The sequence below is a fragment of the Mesorhizobium carmichaelinearum genome (genome assembly GCF_900199455.1).
GTDB classification, from domain to species: domain Bacteria; phylum Pseudomonadota; class Alphaproteobacteria; order Rhizobiales; family Rhizobiaceae; genus Mesorhizobium; species Mesorhizobium carmichaelinearum.
Genome location: NZ_FZQR01000005.1, coordinates 346,411 through 368,475, shown reverse-complemented (window position 1 = coordinate 368,475; position 22,065 = coordinate 346,411). Strand labels below are relative to the sequence as shown.

The 22,065-nt window shown below is 62.2% G+C and carries 19 protein-coding genes and 1 pseudogene; 10 read left to right on the top strand and 10 right to left on the bottom strand.

Annotated elements, in window-relative coordinates; all coding sequences use genetic code 11:
- Positions 1–283: 283 nt before the first annotated feature.
- Both CKW40_RS14945 and htpG read left to right on the top strand, forming a co-directional pair.
- Positions 284–1,168: a hypothetical protein gene (locus CKW40_RS14945; protein ID WP_095200723.1), complete on the top strand. Its 885-nt coding sequence runs from the start codon at positions 284–286 to the stop codon at positions 1,166–1,168.
- A gap of 375 nt (positions 1,169–1,543) precedes the next feature.
- Positions 1,544–3,430 (top strand): molecular chaperone HtpG, encoded by a 1,887-nt coding sequence (gene htpG, locus CKW40_RS14940; protein WP_095200638.1) that lies wholly within the window; start codon positions 1,544–1,546, stop codon positions 3,428–3,430.
- A gap of 21 nt (positions 3,431–3,451) precedes the next feature.
- Here htpG and CKW40_RS14935 read toward each other — a convergent pair whose 3' ends face one another.
- From CKW40_RS14935 to CKW40_RS14925, 3 genes are all read right to left on the bottom strand, one after another.
- Positions 3,452–4,432 carry a GlxA family transcriptional regulator gene (locus CKW40_RS14935; RefSeq protein ID WP_095200637.1) on the bottom strand — a complete coding sequence of 327 codons (981 nt, stop codon included), beginning with the start codon at positions 4,430–4,432 and terminating at the stop codon, positions 3,452–3,454.
- A gap of 151 nt (positions 4,433–4,583) precedes the next feature.
- On the bottom strand, positions 4,584–5,033 hold the full coding sequence (locus tag CKW40_RS14930) for a hypothetical protein (RefSeq protein ID WP_143748297.1): 450 nt from the start codon (positions 5,031–5,033) through the stop codon (positions 4,584–4,586).
- Positions 5,034–5,530: 497 nt separating this feature from the next.
- Complete coding sequence (locus CKW40_RS14925) at positions 5,531–6,232, bottom strand: alpha/beta hydrolase (RefSeq protein WP_095200635.1); 702 nt, start codon at positions 6,230–6,232, stop codon at positions 5,531–5,533.
- Between the two features lie 186 nt (positions 6,233–6,418).
- On the opposite strand from CKW40_RS14925, the gene CKW40_RS14920 reads away from it, so the two are divergent.
- The 5 genes from CKW40_RS14920 (at position 6,419) to CKW40_RS14895 (ending at position 14,117) form a co-directional block, all read left to right on the top strand.
- On the top strand, positions 6,419–7,969 hold the full coding sequence (locus tag CKW40_RS14920; RefSeq protein WP_095200634.1) for a winged helix-turn-helix domain-containing protein: 1,551 nt from the start codon (positions 6,419–6,421) through the stop codon (positions 7,967–7,969).
- A 41-nt stretch (positions 7,970–8,010) separates the two neighbouring features.
- A complete protein-coding gene (locus CKW40_RS14915) occupies positions 8,011–8,430 on the top strand; it encodes a hypothetical protein (RefSeq protein ID WP_095200633.1) in 420 nt (139 codons plus the stop codon).
- Positions 8,431–8,709: 279 nt separating this feature from the next.
- Positions 8,710–11,343 (top strand): bifunctional diguanylate cyclase/phosphodiesterase, encoded by a 2,634-nt coding sequence (locus CKW40_RS14910; RefSeq protein ID WP_095200722.1) that lies wholly within the window; start codon positions 8,710–8,712, stop codon positions 11,341–11,343.
- A 265-nt stretch (positions 11,344–11,608) separates the two neighbouring features.
- On the top strand, positions 11,609–13,150 hold the full coding sequence (locus CKW40_RS14905; RefSeq protein ID WP_095200632.1) for an FAD-dependent monooxygenase: 1,542 nt from the start codon (positions 11,609–11,611) through the stop codon (positions 13,148–13,150).
- Between the two features lie 319 nt (positions 13,151–13,469).
- Entirely contained in the window at positions 13,470–14,117 is a 648-nt protein-coding gene (locus CKW40_RS14895; RefSeq protein ID WP_095200631.1) for a glutathione S-transferase family protein, read from the top strand.
- 50 nt (positions 14,118–14,167) lie between these two features.
- Here CKW40_RS14895 and CKW40_RS14890 read toward each other — a convergent pair whose 3' ends face one another.
- Positions 14,168–14,518: a hypothetical protein gene (locus CKW40_RS14890; protein WP_095200630.1), complete on the bottom strand. Its 351-nt coding sequence runs from the start codon at positions 14,516–14,518 to the stop codon at positions 14,168–14,170.
- 252 nt (positions 14,519–14,770) lie between these two features.
- Here CKW40_RS14890 and CKW40_RS14885 point away from each other — a divergent pair, with 252 nt between their 5' ends.
- Entirely contained in the window at positions 14,771–15,211 is a 441-nt protein-coding gene (locus CKW40_RS14885) for a lipid-binding SYLF domain-containing protein (RefSeq protein WP_095200629.1), read from the top strand.
- A gap of 73 nt (positions 15,212–15,284) precedes the next feature.
- On the opposite strand, the pseudogene CKW40_RS14880 reads toward CKW40_RS14885, so the two are convergent.
- The 4 genes and pseudogenes from CKW40_RS14880 to CKW40_RS14875 form a co-directional block, all read right to left on the bottom strand.
- Positions 15,285–15,548, bottom strand: a pseudogene (locus CKW40_RS14880) (ABC transporter ATP-binding protein); the annotation flags it as partial.
- Positions 15,549–15,572: 24 nt separating this feature from the next.
- On the bottom strand, positions 15,573–16,193 hold the full coding sequence (locus CKW40_RS42925) for a hypothetical protein (protein ID WP_143748296.1): 621 nt from the start codon (positions 16,191–16,193) through the stop codon (positions 15,573–15,575).
- A gap of 23 nt (positions 16,194–16,216) precedes the next feature.
- On the bottom strand, positions 16,217–17,242 hold the full coding sequence (locus CKW40_RS42920) for a hypothetical protein (RefSeq protein ID WP_143748295.1): 1,026 nt from the start codon (positions 17,240–17,242) through the stop codon (positions 16,217–16,219).
- 546 nt (positions 17,243–17,788) lie between these two features.
- Complete coding sequence (locus tag CKW40_RS14875) at positions 17,789–19,411, bottom strand: ABC-F family ATP-binding cassette domain-containing protein (RefSeq protein WP_027052319.1); 1,623 nt, start codon at positions 19,409–19,411, stop codon at positions 17,789–17,791.
- Positions 19,412–19,818: 407 nt separating this feature from the next.
- On the opposite strand from CKW40_RS14875, the gene CKW40_RS14870 reads away from it, so the two are divergent.
- Both CKW40_RS14870 and CKW40_RS14865 read left to right on the top strand, forming a co-directional pair.
- Positions 19,819–20,130, top strand: a complete 312-nt coding sequence (locus CKW40_RS14870) for a hypothetical protein (RefSeq protein ID WP_244571187.1) — start codon at positions 19,819–19,821, stop codon at positions 20,128–20,130.
- Between the two features lie 26 nt (positions 20,131–20,156).
- Entirely contained in the window at positions 20,157–20,510 is a 354-nt protein-coding gene (locus tag CKW40_RS14865) for a hypothetical protein (protein ID WP_095200721.1), read from the top strand.
- 159 nt (positions 20,511–20,669) lie between these two features.
- Here CKW40_RS14865 and CKW40_RS14860 read toward each other — a convergent pair whose 3' ends face one another.
- Together CKW40_RS14860 and CKW40_RS14855 are read right to left on the bottom strand one after the other, a co-directional pair.
- Positions 20,670–21,299 carry an NADPH-dependent F420 reductase gene (locus tag CKW40_RS14860; RefSeq protein WP_095200720.1) on the bottom strand — a complete coding sequence of 210 codons (630 nt, stop codon included), beginning with the start codon at positions 21,297–21,299 and terminating at the stop codon, positions 20,670–20,672.
- 26 nt (positions 21,300–21,325) lie between these two features.
- Entirely contained in the window at positions 21,326–22,024 is a 699-nt protein-coding gene (locus CKW40_RS14855; RefSeq protein ID WP_095200627.1) for an SDR family NAD(P)-dependent oxidoreductase, read from the bottom strand.
- Positions 22,025–22,065 lie beyond the last annotated feature (41 nt).

Here is a 22,065-nt window from a genome sequence, read left to right as displayed (position 1 = left end):
ATCGCTCTTTTTAAAATTCAAGCTGCCGCGCGCTCCCGAAAGCCGCGCGCTAGTCTAAAAATTACTGTCTTCTCCGGGTCCCTCGATCAGCCTCGTTTGGCCAAAAACAGTATCCGTCAAATTTGAGTCAAAGGCGACCGGATAGTTAACTGATGGTTAATGGCGGCGCTTGCTATCCCTCGCCGATCAGGATGTTTCGCCTCGACGTTTCCTGCCGCGCAATAGCCGCAAAGCTGCCCGATGGCTGCCTTGCCTGTTGATCGCCACGAAGAAAGGTTCTGTCATGCGGTTGGTCTGGACGGTCATGTTTGCACTTGCGAGCAGTGCGGCTTTCGCCGCCGCACCCGAGGACGATTATATCGCCGCGCGCGACAAAGCGATTGCGGCAATCGCGGCGATGGACAGCGCCAACACCCCAGTGGAAACGCTCGATGCGGCCAATGAAAAGGCCCGCGCCGACCTCGAAAAGCGCCTCAGCGCCCTGCTTGGCCCCTTCACGGTCAAGGATTTTCCGGCGGCCGGCACGATCAATCTCGAAAGCCTCAGTTCCTCAGATGTCGGCTTCGGCATGCTGGACGGCCTGCGCCACGGCACCGAGGATGGCCCCAGCATCGTGGCCTCGACACGCGGACTGGTCGAGCGCTGGCTCAAGTCGCGCGCCGCCGAGACCGACGCCGATCTCAAACTGCCGACCAGCTTCGACGCGGCGCTGAAGCTCGATGCCTTCTACACCCAGGCCATCGGCAGCGACGCCGCCTTCACCGGCACGCTCGATTTTGCGCTGAAGAAGCCTGACGGCGCCGACATGGTGATCGCACGGCTCGGCGGCTGGGCGCAGGATGTCGGGCCGAACTACGACCAGGAGGTCGTCGTCACGGTCGTCAAGGACAACAGCGTCCTGATCGCAGAAGCGCCCGCGGCACCGCCCATCCCCAAGATCGCGGCCTGCGACGCCGTGTGGACCGCCGCCGACGCCGCCGCCCAGAAACTGGCCAAGCAAGCCACCGACGACAGCGACGAGAACACATCCGACGCCGCCAACGCCGCTTGGACCAAAGGCGACAACGACTTCCGCGCCTGCCTGGGCAAGAGCCTGCCGGCGGATGCGGCTTTCCCGGCGCTGCTTGCGCAGGCACAGGCGCTGGCCGATCACATGGCGGGGAAGTAGGCGCGGCGCCAACGCTGCCAATCTCCCCCCTCGTGGGGGAGATGGCCGGCAGGCCAGAGGGGGGCGCTGGCCCGCCGACATCTCATGGCGTTGGATTACTTTCGCCTTTGGAAGGAACGCTCATCGCTGAGCCCTGCGAATAGGTGAAGTCGGCGGGACAGCGCCCCCCTCTGCCCTGCCGGGCATCTCCCCCACGAGGGGGGGAGATCGATAGTTTCGCCGCCGGCGCCCTCTTGTTGCCCTCGCATCTCACCACCATATCGTCGGCGCGCTCGCCCGACCGACAGGGTTGCCAGAGCCGCCAACAATGGTTGAAAGGAAGTCCCGAACGCGCAACGGCGCGGCGGGCGGATGAACAGCGTGGGAAAAATCGGAATGACGACAGACACCAAAGCGACGGAAACCAGGCCATTCGAGGCCGATGTCTCGCGGCTGCTGCACATGATGGTGCATTCGGTCTATTCCGATAAGGACGTCTTCCTGCGCGAGCTGATCTCCAACGCCGCGGACGCTTGCGAGAAGCTGCGCTTCGAGGCCGTCAGCCGTCCGGAACTGCTGGGTGACGACCCCAAGCCGCGCATCTCGATTTCAGCCGATCCTGACAACAAGCAGATCACCGTCGAGGACAACGGCATCGGCATGAGCCGCGACGACATGGCCGAGGCGCTGGGCACGATCGCACGCTCGGGCACGCGCGCCTTCATCGAGCGCGTCGGCTCAGGCACGGAGGACACGCAGCTGATCGGCCAGTTCGGCGTCGGCTTCTACTCCGCCTTCATGGTGGCGGACCGCGTCGACGTCATCAGCCGCCTGGCCGGCAGCGATGAGGCCTGGCGCTGGTCGTCCGACGGCAAGGGTTCCTACGAGGTCGCCCCCGCCCCGCTCGAAGCCGCACCGAAGCGCGGCACCCGCGTCGTGCTGCATCTGATGGACGACGCCGTCTCCTACACTGGCTCCTACCGGCTCGAGCAGTTGGCCAAGTCGCAGTCGGGCCATGTACCGGTGCCGATTACGCTGGTGGAAAAACCCGGCGCCGAGGCACGCGACATCGCCGATGGCACGGCACTCTGGGTCCGGCCGAAGAGCGAGATCAAGCCCGAGGAATACACCGATTTCTACCGCAGCGTCGCCGGCCAGTATGACGAGCCGGCCGCCACCATCCATTTCCGTGCCGAGGGCCGGCAGGAATACTCGGTGCTCGCCTTCGTGCCCGGCTCGCGTCCGTTCGATCTCTTCGATCAGGACCGCAAGGGCCGCATGAAGCTCTATGTGCGCCGTGTCTTCATCACCGACGATGCCGACCTTGTGCCGCGCTATCTGCGTTTCGTGCGCGGCCTGGTCGATTCCGCCGACCTGCCGCTCAACGTCTCGCGCGAAATGATCCAGGAAAGCCCGTTGCTGGCCTCCATCCGCAAGGGCCTGACCAACCGCGTGCTCGGCGACCTCGCCAAGCTGGCCGAGAACGAGGCCGAGGCCTATGCCAAGATCTGGGAGAATTTCGGCGTCGTCCTCAAGGAAGGGCTCTACGAGGATTACGAACGGCGCGAGCAATTGCTGAAGCTCGCCCGCTTCCACTCGACCACATCAGGAGAAGGCTGGCGCGGCCTCGCCGACTATGTCGGCGCGATGAAGGAAGGCCAGAAGGCGATCTTCTTCATGGCTGGCGACGACCGCGCCCGGCTCGAAGCCTCGCCGCAGCTCGAAGGTTTTAAAGCGCGCGGCATCGAAGTGCTGCTGCTCACCGATCCAGTCGACAGTTTTTGGGTGACGATGGCGCCGGACTTCGACGGCAAGCCGTTCAAGTCGGTGACGCAGGGCGTGGCCGAGCTTTCCGACATCCCGCTGCGTGACGACGCCAACAAGCCGGACGCGGCGGCAACGCCGGAGGTCGACGGCTTCCTCGCCTTCGTCAAGTCAGCGCTTGGCGACGCCGTCTCGGATGTGAAGGCGTCCGACCGCCTGACCGAAAGCGCGGTCTGCCTGGTCGCACCCGAACATGGCCCCGACCGGCAGTTCGAGCGGCTGATGAACGCCGCCGGCCGTCTCGACAAGGCGGCAAAGCCGATCCTCGAAATCAACCCAAGGCATGAGCGCGTGCTGGCGCTGGCCAGCCTCGGCGACGACGAGCAGGCCTTCAAGGACGACGCGGCCCATCTGCTCTATGATGAGGCTCGTGTCCTCGACGGCGACAAGCCGGCGGACGCCAGGGCATTTTCGGCGCGTCTGGCCCGGCTGATAGAGCGTGGCATTTCGAAGGGCTGAGGCAGCGCTTCGTTCTCGCCTTCAGTGTCCCGCCGCGCCGTTAGGCATGCGGTTGGGATGCCTGAGATGGGTTGGCGTGATGCCGGTCTGCTGGCGGAACACGCGGCTGAAATGGCCGGCATTGGTGAAGCCGCAGCGATAGGCGATATCGCCGATCTGCAGGTCGCTGCCTTCGAGCAGTGACTTGGCATGATGGACCCTGAGCGCCAGATAGGCCGCCATCGGGCCGATGCCGAGCTCGGTGCCGAAAAGCCGCTCGAGCTGGCGCCGCGAGCAGTTCAGCCGGCTGGCGATCTCGCTAACCGGCAGCGTCTCCTGGAGGTTGCTCTCCATCAAAAGCAAGGCGCGCTTCACGGCGCGGCTCGACGCCGCTGGAAACAGGTCGCCGACGGGTTGCACGTCGCGGCTGCTTCTTATGCGGTCGAGCACCAGGATCTTGGCCGCCTTTTCCGCAGCTTTCTGGCCGATGAACTGTGACACGAAATAGCCGGCGAGGTCGGCCGCCCCCGTGCCGCCAGCGCAGGTCGAGCGGCCCCGGTCGACGGAAAACAGGCTGTCGGCATGGGCGTTGACATCGGGGAACTGGTTGCGGAAATCCTTGATGTGGAACCAGCTGACGGCGGCGCTATAGCCGTCGAGCAGGCCGTAGCGCGCCAGCACGAAGCTTCCGGTGCAGAGCGCCGTCAGTGGCACCCCCTTCTCGGCGGCGCGCAACAGGAAGGCTTCCTTGTCGGAACTCAGGCTGCGGTTGGTGTCGAGCAGGCCGCCGACCACCACGACATTGTCGAAATCCTCCGGATTGCCGATCCCCTTGGTCGGCAGCAATTCGACGCCGCAGCTTGCCCGGATCGGCAGGCCGCGTTCGCCGACAATCTCCCAGTCGAACTCGATCCTGCGGCTGCGGTCGCCCTCATCGCCCGCCAGCCGCAGCGTGTCGATGAACAGCGACAGCGGCGACAGCGTGAAGTCGCGCACCAGGAGAAACGCAAACCGTCTGGCCATCGTGTCCGGAACCGCCTGTCTCAAGCTTATTCAGCCAGCACATTATCCCGGAACACCGGACGATGTGTTTGCCAAAAGCGGCATCGGACTTCTTGCTTGTTGCCGGCCACGCAGTCCATAGCGCCTTCCCTCGACACGTGCCGTAACGGCTTTAAGGGTCATAGGATCGCCCTCCGGCTCGGACCACGTGCAATTCCAGCGGTCGAGGCGCCGATGGGACAAAGAGAGGTTTGGTCAGCGCCTCGGGAATTTCAATTTCGCAACGATCTGACCCGTCGTTGTAGACCAGCGCTCCTTGCGAAATCCGTAGCGCAATATTCGAACCACGCTGGGGTTCATTGGACCACCTATCCAGGGCCGCTATGCTGTCCGGCACGGCAAACCTTTGAAACAGTTGGATCTCGGGAATGAGGAATTTTGGTCGCAGCATTGCTGACCAAATTCTATAAGGGAGGAACGTGATCGAAAAATCACTCTTGCTTTCCAGGTCGTCGATATCGGCCATCACTCGCTGAAGTCCGCCCATGCAACTCAGGAGCATGCGATGGAAATTTGGTGGCCAAGGTGAGAACAGAAGATGGCCGGGCAGTTTGTAGCTCATATTGCCACTTTTTGTTCGCCTCCACGGCCAAGGGCAATCTTGGTCCGAGTCAGTCGGTCGAACGAGAAGCACACCCTTGGTCTCGCGGATTACCGGCCAGAAATTTCTCGCGGGTGAACGGCGAATTGCTTCGTGAAGCTGTGCAATAGCCTGAGCGACGGGGACAGCTTTGGCCAACGCATCGATGGCTGTGGATACATTCGGCCTTTGCTGGCGTATGTATTCCTCCGCCAAGGGCCGATTTAGACTCCTCAAATATCCGCGATAAGTCCGCATATGCTCATTGTGGCCATCATCCTCGCGCTTAGTCACTGATCAAATCCATTTGCCCAACCCGCAACCTATTACTCTATCTATTATCCACTCAACTTCGTAGCCAAATATGGATACCAGTTTCATTTCCTAAAGCTAAACTGAAGAGTGTCTCCGGGTCAAAACAGCAAATGCCCGGACGCACCAACGTCCGGGCTGTCCTTCAAAGCAGAGGCAGGCTCGCTTCACTTCTTGCCGACGCTCGTCGCCGCCTGTTCGATGATCTTGGCGACAGCCGAGGGATCGGAGACATAGACCGCGTGGCTGCCGGGCACTTCGACCGTTGTCGCGCCGGCCCGGGTCGCCATCTGGCGCTGTGCCGGCGGCGGGATCATATGATCGTCGGTGGCGACGAGATACCAGCTCGGCTTCACTCTCCAGGCCGGATTGGTGACCTTACCTTCGAGCGCCGGAATGCCCCACGGAACCTGCGAGTCCGCCATGAAGGCAGCGAGCGAGGGACGCACATCGGCGGCGAAGGCAGCGGCGAACTTGGCCTTGTCGAGCATCAGGAAGCCGTCGACGGGCGGCAGGATCGGCGGCACGGAAGCGCCGGGAGGCGGGTTGGCGATCAGGGTCGAGACCGACTCGCCGGCATCCGCCGCGAAGGCCGCGATATAGACGACGGCAGCCACCTTGGGATCGGTGCCGGCTTCCGACACCACGACACCGCCATAGGAGTGGCCGACCAGGATGACATCGCCCTTCGCCTCTGCGATGGCGCGCTTGGTCACCGCGACATCGTCGGCGAGCGAGGTGGTCGGGTTCTGGACGATGGTGACGTCGTAGCCGTCCTTCTTGAGCTGGTGGTAGACGCCTTCCCAGCCGGAGCCATCGACGAAGCCGCCATGCACGAGGACGACGGAATTTGCTGCATTGTTCGACATTTGAGTTCTCCTTTTCAAAGTGTTGTTTGCGTTGGTTGCAGGAGGACTATGCCGCAGGGCCGCCGCGCTCGCTTTGAGGCGCCCTTCAGGACCGCTTGATTTTCCCTTGAGATGGCTTTGATTTTGCGGCCTCGACACGGCTAAGGTGCTGGAGTCGCAATCTTCCACGGGCCTGGAGCCAGCAATTTGCCGTATCTTTTCGAGGATTTCGCCCTGGACGGCGACCGGCGCGAACTGCGTCGCGGCAATGACCTGATTTCCGTCGAGCCGCAGGTGTTCGACCTCCTGCAATATCTGATCCGCAACCGCGAACGGGTGGTCAGCAAGGACGATCTGGTCGATGCGGTCTGGCAGGGACGCATCGTCTCGGACGCCACGCTCGCCAGCCGCGTCAACGCCGCACGCAGCGCCCTGCAGGACAATGGCGAGCAGCAGCGCCTCGTCCGCACCTTCCCGCGCGGGGGCTTTCGCTTCGTCGGCACGGTGCGCGAGGAGGCCGGCGCCGAGGCGATCGCAACGGTCGAGCAGGCGAAGCCCGGCCTCGGTATTCCCGCCCGCCCCTCCATCGCCGTGCTGCCCTTCGTGAACCTGAGCGGCGATGCGGATCAGGACTATTTCGCCGACGGCATGGTCGAGGACATCATCACCGGCTTGTCGCGCATCAGCTGGCTGTTCGTGATCGCGCGCAATTCCTCCTTCACCTACAAGGGCCGCGCGGTGGATGTGAAGCAGGTCGGGCGCGAACTCGGGGTGCGCTATGTGCTGGAAGGCAGCGTGCGCAAGGTTGGCAGCCGTGTGCGCATCACCGGCCAGTTGATCGACGCCGAGGACGGCAGCCACCTTTGGGCCGAACGCTACGACCGCGAGCTGACCGACGTGTTCGCGCTGCAGGACGAGATCACCATCAGTGTCGTCGCGGCCATAGAGCCCAATCTGCGCCGGGCCGAGATCGAGCGCGTCAAGCGCAAGCGGCCCGACAGTCTCGACGCCTACGATCTTTTCCTGCGCGCGCTGCCCGACGTCTACACCTTCATGCCGCAGGGCGCCGCCAAGGGCCTGCCGCTGCTCGACCAGGCGCTGGCCATCGAACCGAGCTATGCACTCGTCCACGGCTTTGCCGCCTGGGCGCATCAAACCCTTTTCATCCGCGGCGGCATGCTGGCGGAGCACCGCGAGAAGGCGTCCCGCCATGCCCATGCGGCGATCGAGCACGGCTCGGGCGACGCCATGGCGCTGGCGCTGGCCGGCTTCACCATCGGCCTGGTCGAGCATGACCGCAGGCTGGCCGACGAAGCGTTTTCGCAAGCGCTGGCGCTCAGCGCCTCCTGCGCCTTCGTCTATACGTTCGGCTGCGTGCCGGTGGCCTATGGCGGCGACGCGACCCGCGCCATCGACTGGGGCGAGCAGGCGTTGCGGCTGAACCCGCTGGACGCCATGAACTGCGTGCCGCAAGGCATGATCGGCTTCGGCAATTTTCTCGCCGGCCGGCACGAGCAGGCCATAGCTGCCGGCCGGCGGGCGGTGGAGATGAACCCCGGCTTCAGCATCCTGCACGGATGGCTGGCCGCTCCGCTGGCCAGGCTCGGCCGGCTCGACGAGGCCAAGGCTTCGGCCGCTCGGATGTTGGCGCTCGACCCGCATTTCAGCATTGGCCGGTGGTCTGCGGCGGTGGGGCTGGCGCCTGAGATTATTGGCGACGTCACCGACGCGATGCGGATGGCGGGATTGCCGGCGTAACGCTGCACGCTCATGTGGCTTGGGGTATCCGGAGGATCGGCATGGGTCTCGATGTGGCAGTTTTCAAAAGTGCTTCGACCCTGGAGCGGGAATTCCCCGGCTATCGCTTTCAGCGCGAACCGACAACGGGCGAATGCGAGGTGATCCATCCCGAGGGCGTGAATCTCACCTGGGACGATGTCATGGCGCGCGACTGGCGTGTCGGAAACATCGCCCACATCGCCGCGCTTCGGGAGCTGATTGCCGGCCATCTCGGCGAAGGGTCGGCCTTGGAACGGATTGTCCTCTATTCCGGCAGCCATACCGGAGACGCCATCGAGGAACCGAGCTTCGGCGAACTCGAACGCGACTTGAAGCTCATCGAACCCAGCACCGACGCATGGGTTCGGGAATTTGCGGATGGACTAGCGGAATTGATCGGCATCGCACGGCGCGAGAAAAACCCGATCGTGTTTGTGTGAACCGACGATCTGGATCTGCGGTACCGCTTTCTATTCCGGGCTGCTTTGCCCCAGGCGCGGCTCCGTCCCGGCCAGCAGCCGCCGGATGTTGGCACGATGGCGCGCGGTCACCTAAAGCGCCGGCGACGCCGGTCGTTTAAGCACTACTCCGCTCGGCAAGTTGAAATGCCCCGCATAAGCTAATGCTGAAACTTCCTGCCAGCCTGGAAGGGTAAATTTAAGCGTTTGCTACTAGGCTGGATCGATGAGCTATTGTTCAGGAATGGTATCCGGGTCGAATTGACCACAACAAGATTCAGTCTTGGCCGCGCGAGCCGGGCCATTTTTTCTTCCGCCAACTTGCCGGCGGCGATTGCTTTCGTCGTGCTGCTCGTCTGCTCCGTCGTTGCCGACCAGCAGAACAGAAGGGTCTCTGATCAACTGGCGCGCGCCGACGTACTGGCCAAGGTCAACATCATTCGCGCCAAACTCGAAGGCAACGTAGCCGGCAATCTTCAGCTTGTTCAGGGGTTGGTTTCGGCCATCGATACCGAACCCTATATGGGCCAGCAAAGATTTGCCTCGCTTGCCCGCAATCTGTTCGAACAGAAATCGCAATTGCGCAACATTGCCGGCGCGCCCGACCTCGTCATCTCGTTGATGTATCCGATGCAGGGCAACGAGAAGGCGATCGGGCTCGATTACCGCAAGAACGAAGCGCAGCGAACGGCAGCGCTCCGGGCGCGCGACCAGCGGGTGCTGGTGTTTGCCGGCCCGGTCGACCTTGCCCAGGGCGGGCGCGGCTTCATCGGCCGCATTCCGGTTTATGTTCCCACCGCGGGCGGCGGCGACCGCTTCTGGGGCATCGTCTCGGCGGTTGTCGATGTCGACCGGCTCTACGCGGCGAGCGGGCTGACCGACCCGGATCTCGACATCGATGTCGCGCTCACAGGCAAGGATGCGCTGGGCGGCGGCGGCGAACGCTTTTTCGGCGGCGACCAGGTCATCGCCGGAAATCCCGTATCGGCCGATGTGCTGCTACCATCGGGCTCCTGGCAGATTTCGGCCATTCCCAAGGGCGGCTGGCCGGCGGCTCCGAAGAACGAGTGGACCTTGCGGTCGCTCATGTTGCTCGCCGGAGCGCTGGTGGTGCTGCCGATCATGGTGGCCGGTCGGCTATTCGGAGAAAGGCAGAAAAACTACGCCGAGCTGAGGCGCCTGTCCGGGCGCCTGGAGCTGGCGCTTGAAGCCTCCGGTATCGGCGTCTGGGAACACGACCTCACCACCAACGAAATGGTGTGGGATGACCGCGTCAACGAGATCTACGGCAAGTCAGCCGACGGCAAGCCGCGCGGCTATGATGACTGGGCGCAGGCGATTCATCCTGAAGATCTCGGGCGGGCAAGGCAGGACTTTGATTCGGCCTCGGCCAGAAAAGGCCCCTACTCCTCACAATACCGGCTCCTTCGCCCTGACGGCACCGTCCGCCATGTGCGCACGCGCGCAACCTACTTCCAGGACATCGGCGGCACACCCAAGTTGATCGGCGCCGAATGGGACGTGAGCAGCGACGTGCTGCTCAACGAAAACCTCATTCGCGAGCGCCAGTTGACGGAATCGAAGAACGCCGAACTCAATCTCGCCAAGGCACATATCGAGTATGCGGCGCTGCACGATTCGCTGACCGGCCTTCCCAACCGCCGCTATCTCGACGAGCTGCTGGCCGAAAACGGCGAACCGGACCGGCGCACGGCACTGCTGCACCTGGATCTCGACCGCTTCAAGCAGATCAACGACACGCTCGGCCACGCCGCGGGCGATGCCATGCTGATGCATGCCTCCAAGGTTATCAAGGCCAATGCGGGCCGTGACGATTTCGTTGCGCGCATCGGCGGCGACGAGTTCGTCGTGGTGAGCCGTGGGCTTGACGACGACCAGCTCTCGGCGCTTGCCGGCCGCATCATCGAGGAGATGCGCCAGCCGGTCGATTATCGCGGCCATCCATGCCGTTTCGGGGTCAGCATCGGCATTGCCGCCAACACCGGCGTTGACGCGAAGCAGTTGCTGGTCAACGCCGATCTCGCGCTTTACCGGGCGAAGAGCCGTGGCCGCAACCGCCACGAATTCTTCAACGAGGAATTGCAGGACGAGATCGTGCGGACCAAGCAGATCGCCGACGAGATTCTCGGCGGGCTGGAGCGGCACGAATTCGTCGCCTACTATCAGCCGCAGTTCGACGCGAGCACGCTTGAAATCGTCGGCGTCGAGGCGTTGTCGCGCTGGAGGCATCCGCGAAGGGGCATCCTGGCCCCCGACGCCTACCTCAAGGTGGCCGAAGAACTCAACGTCGTGGCGCTGATCGACCGCATCGTCCTCAAACACGCGCTGGAGAATTTCGAGCGCTGGTCGCGCAGTCATCTCAACATCCCGCGCGTGTCGGTCAACGTCTCTGCCAGGCGGCTGGAGGACAAGGACCTGATCGAGGGCCTGCGCAAGCTCGCCATCAAGGCGGGAACCGTGTCGTTCGAGCTGGTGGAGTCCATCTTCCTCGATGAAAACGACGATCTGGTCACCTGGAATATCGACCACATCAAGGAGCTCGGCATAGACATCGAGATCGATGATTTCGGCACCGGCCACGCCTCGATCGTCTCGCTGCTCAAGCTGCGGCCGCGTCGCCTCAAGATCGACCGCCAACTGATCACACCCATTACCGGTTCAATGGCGCAACGGCACCTTGTGGCGTCGATCATCGAGATCGGCAAATCGCTCGGCATCGAAGTGGTCGCCGAGGGCGTCGAGACGATGGAGCACGCGCGTATCCTCAAGGAACTTGGCTGCGATATCTTGCAAGGTTACCTTTTTGGCCGGCCCATGGAGGCCAAGGCCTTCAAGGCCTTCGCCCAGTCGCGCAAATGGCTGGCCGCGGGGTAGTTGGCCCCTAGTCGATAGCGTTGCCCTTTGCCACTGCCATGCCTGTTGCAGACCAATCGCCGCATCGCTATATAGCCGCTGTCGGAAAAGGCAGAGTTGGTTTGGTAAGCCCAACTCCTCTCGGTAACGAGAGCTCTGGTCTTTGGCTTCGTGCACGAGATCCCCACGACGAACATCGGACGCTGTTTGAGCGCCCAATCGTTCGTCCGTGTGGCTCTCAACTCGAGGAACGCTCCGGTCGAACACATCGACCAAGGAGTAGTTCATGCACAACCCGATCCCCTATGATGTCGTAATTGCCGGTGCCGGTCCTGTCGGCCTGTTTCTCGCCTGCGAGCTGCGTCTGGCACGCCTCTCCGTGCTGGTGCTGGAGCAGGCCCAGAGCCCCAACTCGCCGCTGAAGCGGCTGCCCTTCGGCATGCGCGGCCTCTCGGCACCCACCATCGAAGCCTTCCACCGGCGCGGCCTGCTGGACGCCATTGCACCGCCGCCCGCGAAGGATGGCTCGGGCGCCAATACATTGGCCGCCGCGCACTGGATGCAGCAGCCGCGCCGCCCGGGCGGCCATTTCGCCGGCATCCAGTTCTACCTGGACGCCGTCGACAGCTCGCAATGGCCCTATCGCCTGCCGGGCCCGGCGGGCACCAGCATGGCGGTCGAGATGGAGCAGTTGGAAACCATGCTCGCCACCCGCGCGACCGCGATGGGTGTCGAGATCAGGCGTGGCCTCGCCGTCGACGGCTTCGACCAGTCGGACGAAGGCGTGACCATCCGCGCCGGTGGCGAGACTTTTCACGCACGCTGGCTCGTCGGTTGCGATGGCGGCCGCAGCACGGTTCGCAAGCTTGGCGGCTTTGCCTTCACCGGCACCGATGCCGAGTTCACCGGCTATTCCGTCGAAGTCGAGTTGGCCGATCCCGACACGCTGAGCCCCGGCCGCCACTACACGCCGACGGGCATGTATACCTACTCCCGGCCCGGCACCATCGCGATGGTCGAGTTCGACGGCGCCGCTTTCCACCGGACAGAGCCGATCACGCTGGAGCATGTGCAGGCGGTGTTCCGCCGCGTGTCCGGCACCGACGTCACCCTGACGGCGCTGCGCCTCGCCACGACCTGGACCGATCGCGCCTACCAGGCGAGCACCTACCGCAACAAGCGGGTGCTGCTTGCCGGCGATGCCGCGCACATCCATTCGCCACTGGGCGGCCAGGGGCTCAACCTCGGGATTGGCGATGCGATGAACCTCGGCTGGAAGCTTGCCGCCACTATCCGAGGCGACGCGCCAGCCGGCCTGCTAGACAGCTATTTCGATGAACGGCATCCGGTGGGCGCGCAAATCCTCGACTGGTCGCGCGCCCAGGTCGCGCTGATGCGGCCAAGCCGCAGTTCGCGCGCGCTCGAAGCCATCATCCGCGATCTCATCACCACAGGCGACGGCGCGACCTATTTCGCCGAGCGCGTCTGGGGCGTTTCGCTGCGCCACGATCTCGGCGGCAGCCACCCACTGGTCGGCCGCAGCGCCCCCGATTTCGAATTGGCCGACGGGGTGAGGCTCGGCGAACGCCTGAGGAACGGGCAAGGCCTGCTCCTGGACTTCGATGCCCACCCTGCCCTGCAAGCGCTGGCAAGCCGCTGGAACGAGCGGATCAGCTATGTCGCCGGCGACGCCAGGGAGCGGCTGGGCCTCAGCGCCGTGCTCGTGCGCCCGGATGGCTTCGTCACCTGGGCTGCTGATGGCGAGCCTGATCTTGAGGAAGCTGCCCGGGCTGCGTCGCGGTGGTTTGGCGAGGCGGCGACGCTGTGATCTCCCCCCTCGCGGGGGAGATGGCCGGCAGGCCAGAGGGGGGCGCCAAGGAATGCCAACCTTTCTTTGCCGAGCATTCCGTCCGCACTTGGCCACCCGACGAATAGGCGTGAGGGCACTGCAAATTGATTGGAGACAGGCTGGCGGGACAGCGCCCCCCTCTGCCCTGCCGGACATCTCCCCCACGAGGGGGGAGATCGGCAGCTTCGGCGCGCCGCTCCCTACCCCCATGGCCAAAACGAGATAGCTTGTCGGAAGTCACGCCTGCCGTTCGTCCTCTGGATGCAAAGCACACCCCACCAACCACCCGGAGCCTCCCATGATCCCCACCATCACAGCCTTTGAACGCTCGCCCGATGGCGGCAAGGGACTGGCGCGCGATACGCGCGTTCGCTGGGCGCTCGAAGAAGTCGGGCAGCCCTATGAGGTTCGGCTTGTTTCCTTTGCCGGGATGAAGGCGCCTGGCCATCTGGCCATCCATCCCTTCGGCCAGATCCCCACCTATGAGGAAGGATCTCTGTGCCTGTTCGAGACCGGCTCGATCGTCTTTCATCTTGCCGAGCAGCATGCGGGCCTGCTGCCCAGGGATCGCGACGCACGCGCGCGTGCGATCACCTGGATGTTTGCCGCATTGAACACCGTCGAGCCGCCGATCCTCGACTTGACGACGGCAAGAATATTCGAAGCCGACAAGTCCTGGAGCGAGGAGCGGCTGCCGCTGGTGAAAGACCGTGTTCGGGCAGTGCTGGACAAGCTCTCGGCCTATCTGGGCGCCGCAGAATGGCTCGATGGTGCATTCAGCGCGGGCGATCTGTTGATGGTATCGGTGCTGCTGCGACTACGCATGTCAGGCATTCTGGACGAATATCAGAACCTGGCTGCCTATGTAGCTCGGGGCGAAGCCCGGCCCGCTTATGCCAGGGCTTTTGCCGCCCAATTTGCGATCAACGCCCCATCGGCCAGCTGACACGCCAAAGTTCGGCACGTCCAGCTTGACCGCTTACCCAGGCGAGACGGCTACGGATATTTCGCCTTTGCGCTTGCAGGGTTCAGATCGCCCTGCAGCTCCTTCGGCAAAGGCAGGCTCGAGCATTGCAGGTGCACGTCGCGGGCGTAAAGTTTTCGCTGCTTCTGCTCGTGCTCCTTGGTTGCCGCGATGATCCCTAACCCATACGGACCAAGTGCCGCGAATTCCCAGCCCGGGTGCTGTTTTTCGCGAACCGCATAGTCGGCAGCCGCCGCCCGGGCCTGCTGGCATTGCGGCGACGCCCATTTCGGGTCCTGCGGCGAAAGCGACGCGCCGTAGTCGACCGGCGAGGTCGCGCATCCCGCCACCGTCGCGGCCAATGCGGACATTGCAATGCGCATCGCAATTCTCATCTCTGAAGCCCTTCCCGGTTTCCGCAGACCTGGCCGGCGTCTCCGCCATGCCAATCACGTATCCGCGATGTCCCGCCCCTGCGCTTGCCATAGGCCTTGCTTCATGTCGATCTTCCCGCAACCAGATTCGGGCCGCGTGCCTGGAACCAAATGACAGGCGAGACTGTTCAGTTGTAACTTTGACACAGCGCTGACGCGCCCGACCGGTCGGGCAAGCAGCGATTTTGAGGAGTTCTTAATATGAAGATTTCGTCCAGGTTTCGGTCCGTAGCGGTAGCCGCCATCGCCACTGCGGGCATCGGCTTTGCCAGCGCCGCGCATGCCGACAGCGGCACGATCCGCTTTGCCGTCTACAAGGCGGCGTTCTTCGTCGGCGGCTCCGGCGGCGAAGGCACGTTCACCTTCCACGGCAAAAGCTATCCCATCTCGATCGGCGGCGTCTCGGGCGGCCTCGCCTTCGGCGTTTCCAAGACCTATTTCCACGGCACCGTACGCCACATCAGGCGCGCCCGCGATGTGACCGGGGTCTACGGTGCGGCAGGCGGCGGCGGCACGCTCGGCAAAGGCGCCCAGGTGATCGTCATGACCAATGACAAGGGCGCCCAGCTCGAACTCACCGGCAAGCAGGTCGGGCTGCAGGTCAACGCCGATCTCAGCGGCATGGCCATCTCGATAAGGTAAGGGCGGTCATTCCGCCCCTTTCACACGCAAGCTGGTCCCAAGGGCGGCGTCGATTTGACTGCCGCCCTTTTCCTTAACTTCGCAGACCCGGCGCTTCCTGCCCGGTGCGCTCGACATATTCCGTATAGCCGCCGCCATAGGTGTGGATGCCCTCGGGCGTCAGCTCCAGCACGCGGTTCGACAGTGCTGCCAGAAAATGCCGGTCGTGCGAGACGAACAGCATGGTGCCCTCATATTGCGACAGCGCCTCGATCAGCATCTGCTTGGTGGCGATGTCGAGGTGGTTGGTCGGCTCGTCCAGCACCAGAAGGTTGGGCGGGTCGAACAGCATCAGCGCCCGGCCTATATTTTCAGGGCATCTTCATCTAAATGGCTGTCCGAGACGGGCCCGGTCAAACAGGTGGGAGTTCAGAAAAAGCATGTAAAAAATCCCATCAAGTCGTACACCGATTCCTAAAACCGGTTCGTTGCTGTCGACCTCAACCCCGCCGATCGATACTTTATTGTCTTTATCAAAAACCTTGCAAAATGCGTTGTCCTCATTGAACCCACCAAAACTAGGCCCTCCATTTCGGTATTGTGAAATGCAGCTTCCAAAATCGGAAAGACGAAATGATATTACGTTATTAAAACCAGGCGATGCAGAAGAGTCTACATGGCGAAATGGGCTAACAAGCGCATACATTAATTTGTCTTTGTTTGGAGAGCTGATAGAGAGATCATCGAATTTTCCCGACAATATCTCATTGACCGCGTCAAAAAACTCGGGCACTTCCATTTTATCAATGGATGCGCCGCCGACGCTAAAAGAACACTTCTTGTCGGAAGAGGATTCGGAAATAGAGACCGATGACGACGCATCAATGCCTAGTTTTGCCTCCTTGTCGACCGCCGAGCAACTGTAGGTTGTCGTACCGGCATTCGAGGCCTGAACCATCGAGATTGACATTAAAGCCAAAGATAACGCTGCTTTTCCGATCACGACTTGTCTCCCTAGTTTACGCGTCATTTCGCAAATTCAGCCACTTGAGCTTGACTACAACCACATAGGAAGTAGGTGCTACCGCCCTTCTCCACTGAGGTCGGCCCTCCTTGTCCTGTTGGTACGATCTCAATATGAAAATCTGAGTCGTCTTCCCCACTTCCAATCTTAATACAGCCTGGAAACGCGCCGCCAAGCTCCCTGAGCGCTTCTACAGGATCGTAGCCAACGTAGGAGAAGTATCCACATGACACAATTTTTTTTACATCATTATCATATTTCCTAATAGAAATATACCTTCTCTTCGATATAAATTGAGAAACTCTTCTATCATAGCATAAGAGCCCGCCAGCAGGGCAATCAATCGTAGCGTCTCTGGTCATCGCACTGATCGTGTCATTCCAATAAGAATACACCGATGTTCCGCTATTTATATCATAGTAATACATCTCTGGTCCATAGTAAAAATTAAGAAGTAACCATGCAACTAACAATACAAAAAATGAAGCGATCCAATATTTTATTCGAATTATCCAGATAGCCATCAACCAACCGGCCGGCTGATCAGGATCGACAGATCCTGGTTCAATAATCCCATCTAATAAGAATGGCACCCAGAACCTATTGCAGAAATCGGCATCAAGGAAATAACCATGGCCGGCCTTGTTGTGGTACCGATCTCTCACACCAGGGCGCCTGAAGCCAAATGTACCAGCCGAACCATATCCGGTAGTCACACTCTCGGCGACTGCGGGCCAAGGATCTCTTGTTCCAACCTCGTTGAGCAATGGTGGATGAAAACGATTCTGTATTTGCTCAAACGGAAAATCATAACGAACTACGCTTCCGCAAAAAATTATTCGATGAAATGGGATTGAAAATTGATCACGTAATATATTGGAAATTATAAATGTACCGAAACTGTGAGCTATAATTGACACATCAGCATCAGGATGAAGCAATCTAGCGTGAAGTATCTGAATTAATACAGCGTTCTTTGCCTTGTTTCGGAAATAGGAGATCGGCAGTAGAAACTCGATGATATTCATCCGACCGTAGCTAGCAAGCTCGACCACAAGCCCCGATTGCTCCAAAGTGTTTTGAACTACGGATTGCCATCGTGCGATGTCCCTGATTCCGTGGACCAGTATGACGAGATGTTCCCTTGGCATAACCGCGACCTCTCATTCGCCTTTCTAGCACTAAAGGGACCAAGTCAGAAGTCGGTACGTTCAAAAAGTCGGCGCACTGGGAGATGTGGCCACGTAAATGAAGTAAGGATCAAGATAAGGATTTAATAAAGCCCGATTGCCACGGCTCTGCGAGGATATGGTGTTGTAGCGCGGCTGCGTAGCGGATCTTAAATGCGCTCCAAATGCCGGCTCTTTCGCGTATTTAAACGGCGTCCATGTACAAGGCCGCAAAAGCGTCGAATGGCGCGTAAACGTCGTTCTCCGCCCATGAGCGTAGGGTAACCTATGTTGAACAAAGGCATCTTGTCAGAGAAAGCGCCTGTTCATGAGCTTCTCCGGCCCAGCTGGGTAAAGCTTGAGATAGAAACAAGCATTATCCAGATCGACAATCCTGAAGTCTCCTTAGCTCCGCAAGCCCGGCGCTTCCTGCCCCGTGCGCTCGACATATTCCGTATAGCCGCCGCCATAGGTGTGGATGCCTTCCGGCGTCAACTCCAGCACGCGGTTCGACAGCGCGGCGAGAAAATGCCGATCGTGCGAGACGAACAGCATGGTGCCTTCGTACTGAGACAGCGCCTCGATCAGCATCTGCTTGGTGGCGATGTCGAGGTGGTTGGTCGGCTCGTCCAGCACCAGAAGGTTGGGCGGGTCGAACAGCATCAGCGCCATCACCAGCCGCGCCTTCTCGCCGCCTGACAGCACCCGGCACTTCTTCTCGATCTCGTCGCCGGAAAAGCCGAAGCAGCCGGCGAGTGCGCGAAGCGGCGCCTGGCCGGCCTGCGGGAAATTGTCTTCCAGCGTCTGGAACACGGTGCGCTCGCCTTCGAGCAGCTCCATGGCGTGCTGGGCGAAATAGCCCATCTTCACGCTCGGCCCCCGCGCCACCGTGCCGGTGTCGGGATCGGAAGCGCCTGCCACCAGCTTCAGAAGCGTCGACTTGCCGGCGCCGTTGACGCCCATGATGCACCAGCGCTCGCGGCGGCGGACCTGGAAGTCGAGCCCCTCATAGATGCTGCGGCTGCCATAGGCCTTGTGGACATTCTTCAAGGTGACGACATCCTCGCCACAGCGCGGCGCCGGCTGGAACTCGAAATTGACGATCTGGCGACGCTTCGGTGGCTCGACGCGGTCGATCTTGTCGAGCTTCTTCACCCGGCTCTGCACCTGGGCTGCATGCGAAGCACGCGCCTTGAAGCGCTCGATGAAGGCGATCTCCTTGGCCAGCATCGCTTGCTGGCGCTCGAACTGCGCCTGCTGCTGCTTGTCGGCGATCGCCCGCTGCTGCTGGTAGAACTCGTAGTTTCCCGAGTAGGCGGTGAGCGAACCCGCATCGATCTCGACGATCTTGTTGACGATGCGGTTCATGAACTCGCGGTCGTGTGAGGTCATCAAGAGCGCGCCATCATAGCCCTTCAAAAACTGCTCCAGCCAGATCAGGCTTTCGAGATCGAGATGGTTGGACGGTTCGTCGAGCAGCATGACGTCGGGCCGCATCAGAAGGATGCGCGCCAGCGCCACACGCATCTTCCACCCGCCGGACAGCTTGCCGACGTCGCCGTCCATCATCTCCTGGGAAAAGCCGAGACCATCCAGCACCTCGCGGGCGCGGCCGTCCAGCGCATAGCCGTCGAGCTCCTCGAAGCGATGCTGCGCCTCGCCATATTTCTCGATGATCTCGTCCATCCGATCGGCCTGGTCGGGATCGGCCATCGCCGCCTCCAGTTCCGCCATCTCGGCCGCCACGTCGCTCACCGGCCCGGCGCCGTTCATCACTTCGGCCACCGCACTATGGCCCGCCATGTCACCGACATCCTGGCTGAAATAGCCGATAGTGACGCCGCGATCGACCTGCACCTGGCCCTCGTCGGGCTGCTCCTGGCTGGTGATCATGCGAAACAAGGTCGTCTTGCCGGCGCCGTTCGGCCCGACAAGGCCGACCTTCTCGCCCTTCTGCAGGGAAGCCGACGCCTCGATGAAGACAAGCTGACGGCCGTTCTGCTTGCTGATGCTTTCAAGTCTGATCATGCGGTTTCCGGGGAATTGAAACTTGGAGGATTTTCCCCGGGCCATACGCGATGGCGAGCGCCAGAGGAAGAGGCGCAAGCGCCGCAGACAGCCGATCTCCCCCCTCGTGGGGGAGATGGCCGGCAGGCCAGAGGGGGGCGCTGGCCCGCCGGCCTCTCAGTCCATCTATATGGCACAAGCGTTCGCACCCCGTCCCAATACCTGCGAGGTTGGCGATCCTTCGCGCCCCCCTCTGCCCTGCCGGGCATCTCCCCCACGAGGGGGGAGATTGGCAGCTTCACCCCCAGACACACTCCAGAAACAAGATTCAACATCCCGGAAAAACTGGCGAAAAGATCGTCTGCGATAACCATCCTCGCAGCGACCGGACAGCGGTCGCCACACAACGCAAAGGGATGGTCCCGACAATGCAACGACGTTCAACCGGATGGATGGCTGCCCTCGCAGGCACTTCGCTTGCCATGCTTGCGGTCGCGCAGCCGGGTGCGCAGGCGGCGGTTACCCGGAGCGAATATTGCAGCCGGCTCGGTCTTCAACTCGACGGAGCCATCCAGACCAAAGCCAAACCCGGTGCCAGTGCGAGCCAGATCGCCGAGGCAACGGCACTGCAGGACAAGGCGAACCGGTTCTGTGCCGAGCGTAAGCAGGCGCAAGGCATCCGGACCTATGCCAACGCCCTGAAACTTCTCGGCGTGACACCGGTCGACCTCGACCAGTGACAGCAACCGTCAAAGGAAAGCCTATCATGAACAAGCCCCTCCTCTCCGCGCTCGGCCTGGCCATCGCTCTCGGTCTGGCAATGCCGGTTGTCGGCACCGCCAATGCGGCGGCCACGACCACAACCACGACAGCTCCGGCGACGACTACCGCTCCGGCGACGACGACCGCCCCCGCGACCGCTCCGGCGGCTCCCGCTGCCGTGGACGCGGCGAAGACGCCGGTCAAGGCGGCCGCACACAAGCGTCACCGGCACCACAAGAAGCACCACAGGCATGTGCGCAAGCACGCTCACCGGCACGCGGGCAAGAAGCACGGCCACCGGCACGTCGCCAAGAAGCACCACCACAAGCGTACCCACAAGCACGCCAAGGCTGCTTAAGCTGTTCTGACTTCTCTCTGACTTCCTCCCGGGAAAAGGCCGCCATTCGCTAAAAAGCGAGGGCGGCTTTTTCTTGTGTGCAAATGGCGAGACTGCCTAGCTGAAAGTGCGCGAAAACAGGCGCATACAGCAATTCCACGATTCAGATCGTGAACCGCCTCAAGCCTCGCCGAGCGCCGCCCGAACCTGCGGTCCGCTCATTCCGCTGTCGAAGACGGCCGTGCCGGGATCGAAGCGCCGGCCCTGCGACAGCGGTCCGACCACGACCGGATCGAAGCCGGCATCGCTCACCAGCCGCACCGCCAGGGCAACGGCCTCTTCGTCATCGCCGGCAAGCGGAATGCCGATCCTGTCACCGGCACGATGCGCCTGCGACTGCAGCGTCGTCCACATCACCGTGCTGAAAGCGCGAACCAGTTTTGCGCGCGGCAACAGCGGCGCGACGGCGAAAGCCACGCCATCCTTGCGGGCAAGTGCGGCGTCGCCGAAGGCGCCGTCGCGCGGCGGGTCGGGCACCGTGGCGTCGAGCAGCGCCTTGTCGCCGAGTGCGGCCGCGATCTCGGCCGCGACATCTGGCCAGGCCCGAAACGGGATGGCGGCCAGCACGACATCCGCGCCGGCAACGGCATCGAGGACCAGGCCGGCCGTGGCCTTGCCGCCAAGTCCGGAGAGCATCGAGCGCAACCGTTCGGGATGCCTGACACCGAAACTCACCTCATGTCCGGCCTGCGCCCACAGCCGTCCGACCGTGCCGCCGATCATGCCGGCGCCCAGAATGCCTATTCTCATCGTCGCCTCCTGCTTAACAACCACGCTCACCACGGCAGCCTTTTGCCGTCGCGAAAGAAGCCGCCGGTCGGGCCGTCATCCGGCAAGGTCGCGGCCCAGACGATGCCGGCCGCCCCTTGCTCCACCGGGCGTCCGCCCGGTCCGCCCATGTCGGTGGCGACCCAGCCGGGGCAGATGGCGTTGACCAGCACGCCGGAGCCGCGCAGTTCCGCCGCCAGCACGCAGGTCAGCGCATTGAGCGTCGCCTTCGACGTCGAATAGGCCGGCGCCCCTGCCCCCATCGAGGCCAGCGAACCGCCTTCGGACGAGACATTGACCAGCCGGCCATGACCGCCCGCCTTGAGCAGCGGCGCAAAAGCCGCCGCTACGCGCCAGGCGCCGAAGACATTGGTCTCGAACGCCTCGCGGATCACGGTCCAGTCCGGCTGCAGGACGCGCGAGCCGCTGTCGTAGTGGATGGCGGCATTGTTGATCAGCACGTCGAGCCGGCCGAACCGCCGCTCGACCTCAGCGGCGGCTTGCGCTGCTGCGTCGGGTACTGCGACATCGAACGCAATCGCCTCGACATGGCCATCGAGCCCTTTCGCCGCCGCCTCGCCCTTGGCGAGGTCGCGCACGCCGAGCAGCACGGTGAAGCCGAGTTTCGCCAACTGGCGGCCGGTCTCCAGCCCGATGCCGCGATTGGCGCCGGTGATGAGGGCGACTTTGCTTGGGTGGGTGGTCATGTGGGGATACCTCTGTGTGTCGTCTCAGGGAAAGATGGCAC

Bases quoted from the DNA above. Each gene is read 5' to 3' on its own strand.
- CKW40_RS14915 (WP_095200633.1), top strand. From the start codon at position 8,011: ATGGGTCTCGATGTGGCAGTTTTCAAAAGTGCTTCGACCCTGGAGCGG.
- CKW40_RS14885 (WP_095200629.1), top strand. From the start codon at position 14,771: ATGAAGATTTCGTCCAGGTTTCGGTCCGTAGCGGTAGCCGCCATCGCC.
- CKW40_RS14925 (WP_095200635.1), bottom strand. From the start codon at position 6,232: ATGTCGAACAATGCAGCAAATTCCGTCGTCCTCGTGCATGGCGGCTTC.
- CKW40_RS14905 (WP_095200632.1), top strand. From the start codon at position 11,609: ATGCACAACCCGATCCCCTATGATGTCGTAATTGCCGGTGCCGGTCCT.
- CKW40_RS14895 (WP_095200631.1), top strand. From the start codon at position 13,470: ATGATCCCCACCATCACAGCCTTTGAACGCTCGCCCGATGGCGGCAAG.
- CKW40_RS14870 (WP_244571187.1), top strand. From the start codon at position 19,819: ATGCAACGACGTTCAACCGGATGGATGGCTGCCCTCGCAGGCACTTCG.
- CKW40_RS14860 (WP_095200720.1), bottom strand. From the start codon at position 21,299: ATGAGAATAGGCATTCTGGGCGCCGGCATGATCGGCGGCACGGTCGGA.
- CKW40_RS14865 (WP_095200721.1), top strand. From the start codon at position 20,157: ATGAACAAGCCCCTCCTCTCCGCGCTCGGCCTGGCCATCGCTCTCGGT.
- CKW40_RS14890 (WP_095200630.1), bottom strand. From the start codon at position 14,518: ATGCGCATTGCAATGTCCGCATTGGCCGCGACGGTGGCGGGATGCGCG.
- htpG (WP_095200638.1), top strand. From the start codon at position 1,544: ATGACGACAGACACCAAAGCGACGGAAACCAGGCCATTCGAGGCCGAT.
- CKW40_RS14930 (WP_143748297.1), bottom strand. From the start codon at position 5,033: ATGAGCTACAAACTGCCCGGCCATCTTCTGTTCTCACCTTGGCCACCA.
- CKW40_RS14935 (WP_095200637.1), bottom strand. From the start codon at position 4,432: ATGGCCAGACGGTTTGCGTTTCTCCTGGTGCGCGACTTCACGCTGTCG.
- CKW40_RS42920 (WP_143748295.1), bottom strand. From the start codon at position 17,242: ATGAATATCATCGAGTTTCTACTGCCGATCTCCTATTTCCGAAACAAG.
- CKW40_RS14945 (WP_095200723.1), top strand. From the start codon at position 284: ATGCGGTTGGTCTGGACGGTCATGTTTGCACTTGCGAGCAGTGCGGCT.
- CKW40_RS14855 (WP_095200627.1), bottom strand. From the start codon at position 22,024: ATGACCACCCACCCAAGCAAAGTCGCCCTCATCACCGGCGCCAATCGC.
- CKW40_RS14875 (WP_027052319.1), bottom strand. From the start codon at position 19,411: ATGATCAGACTTGAAAGCATCAGCAAGCAGAACGGCCGTCAGCTTGTC.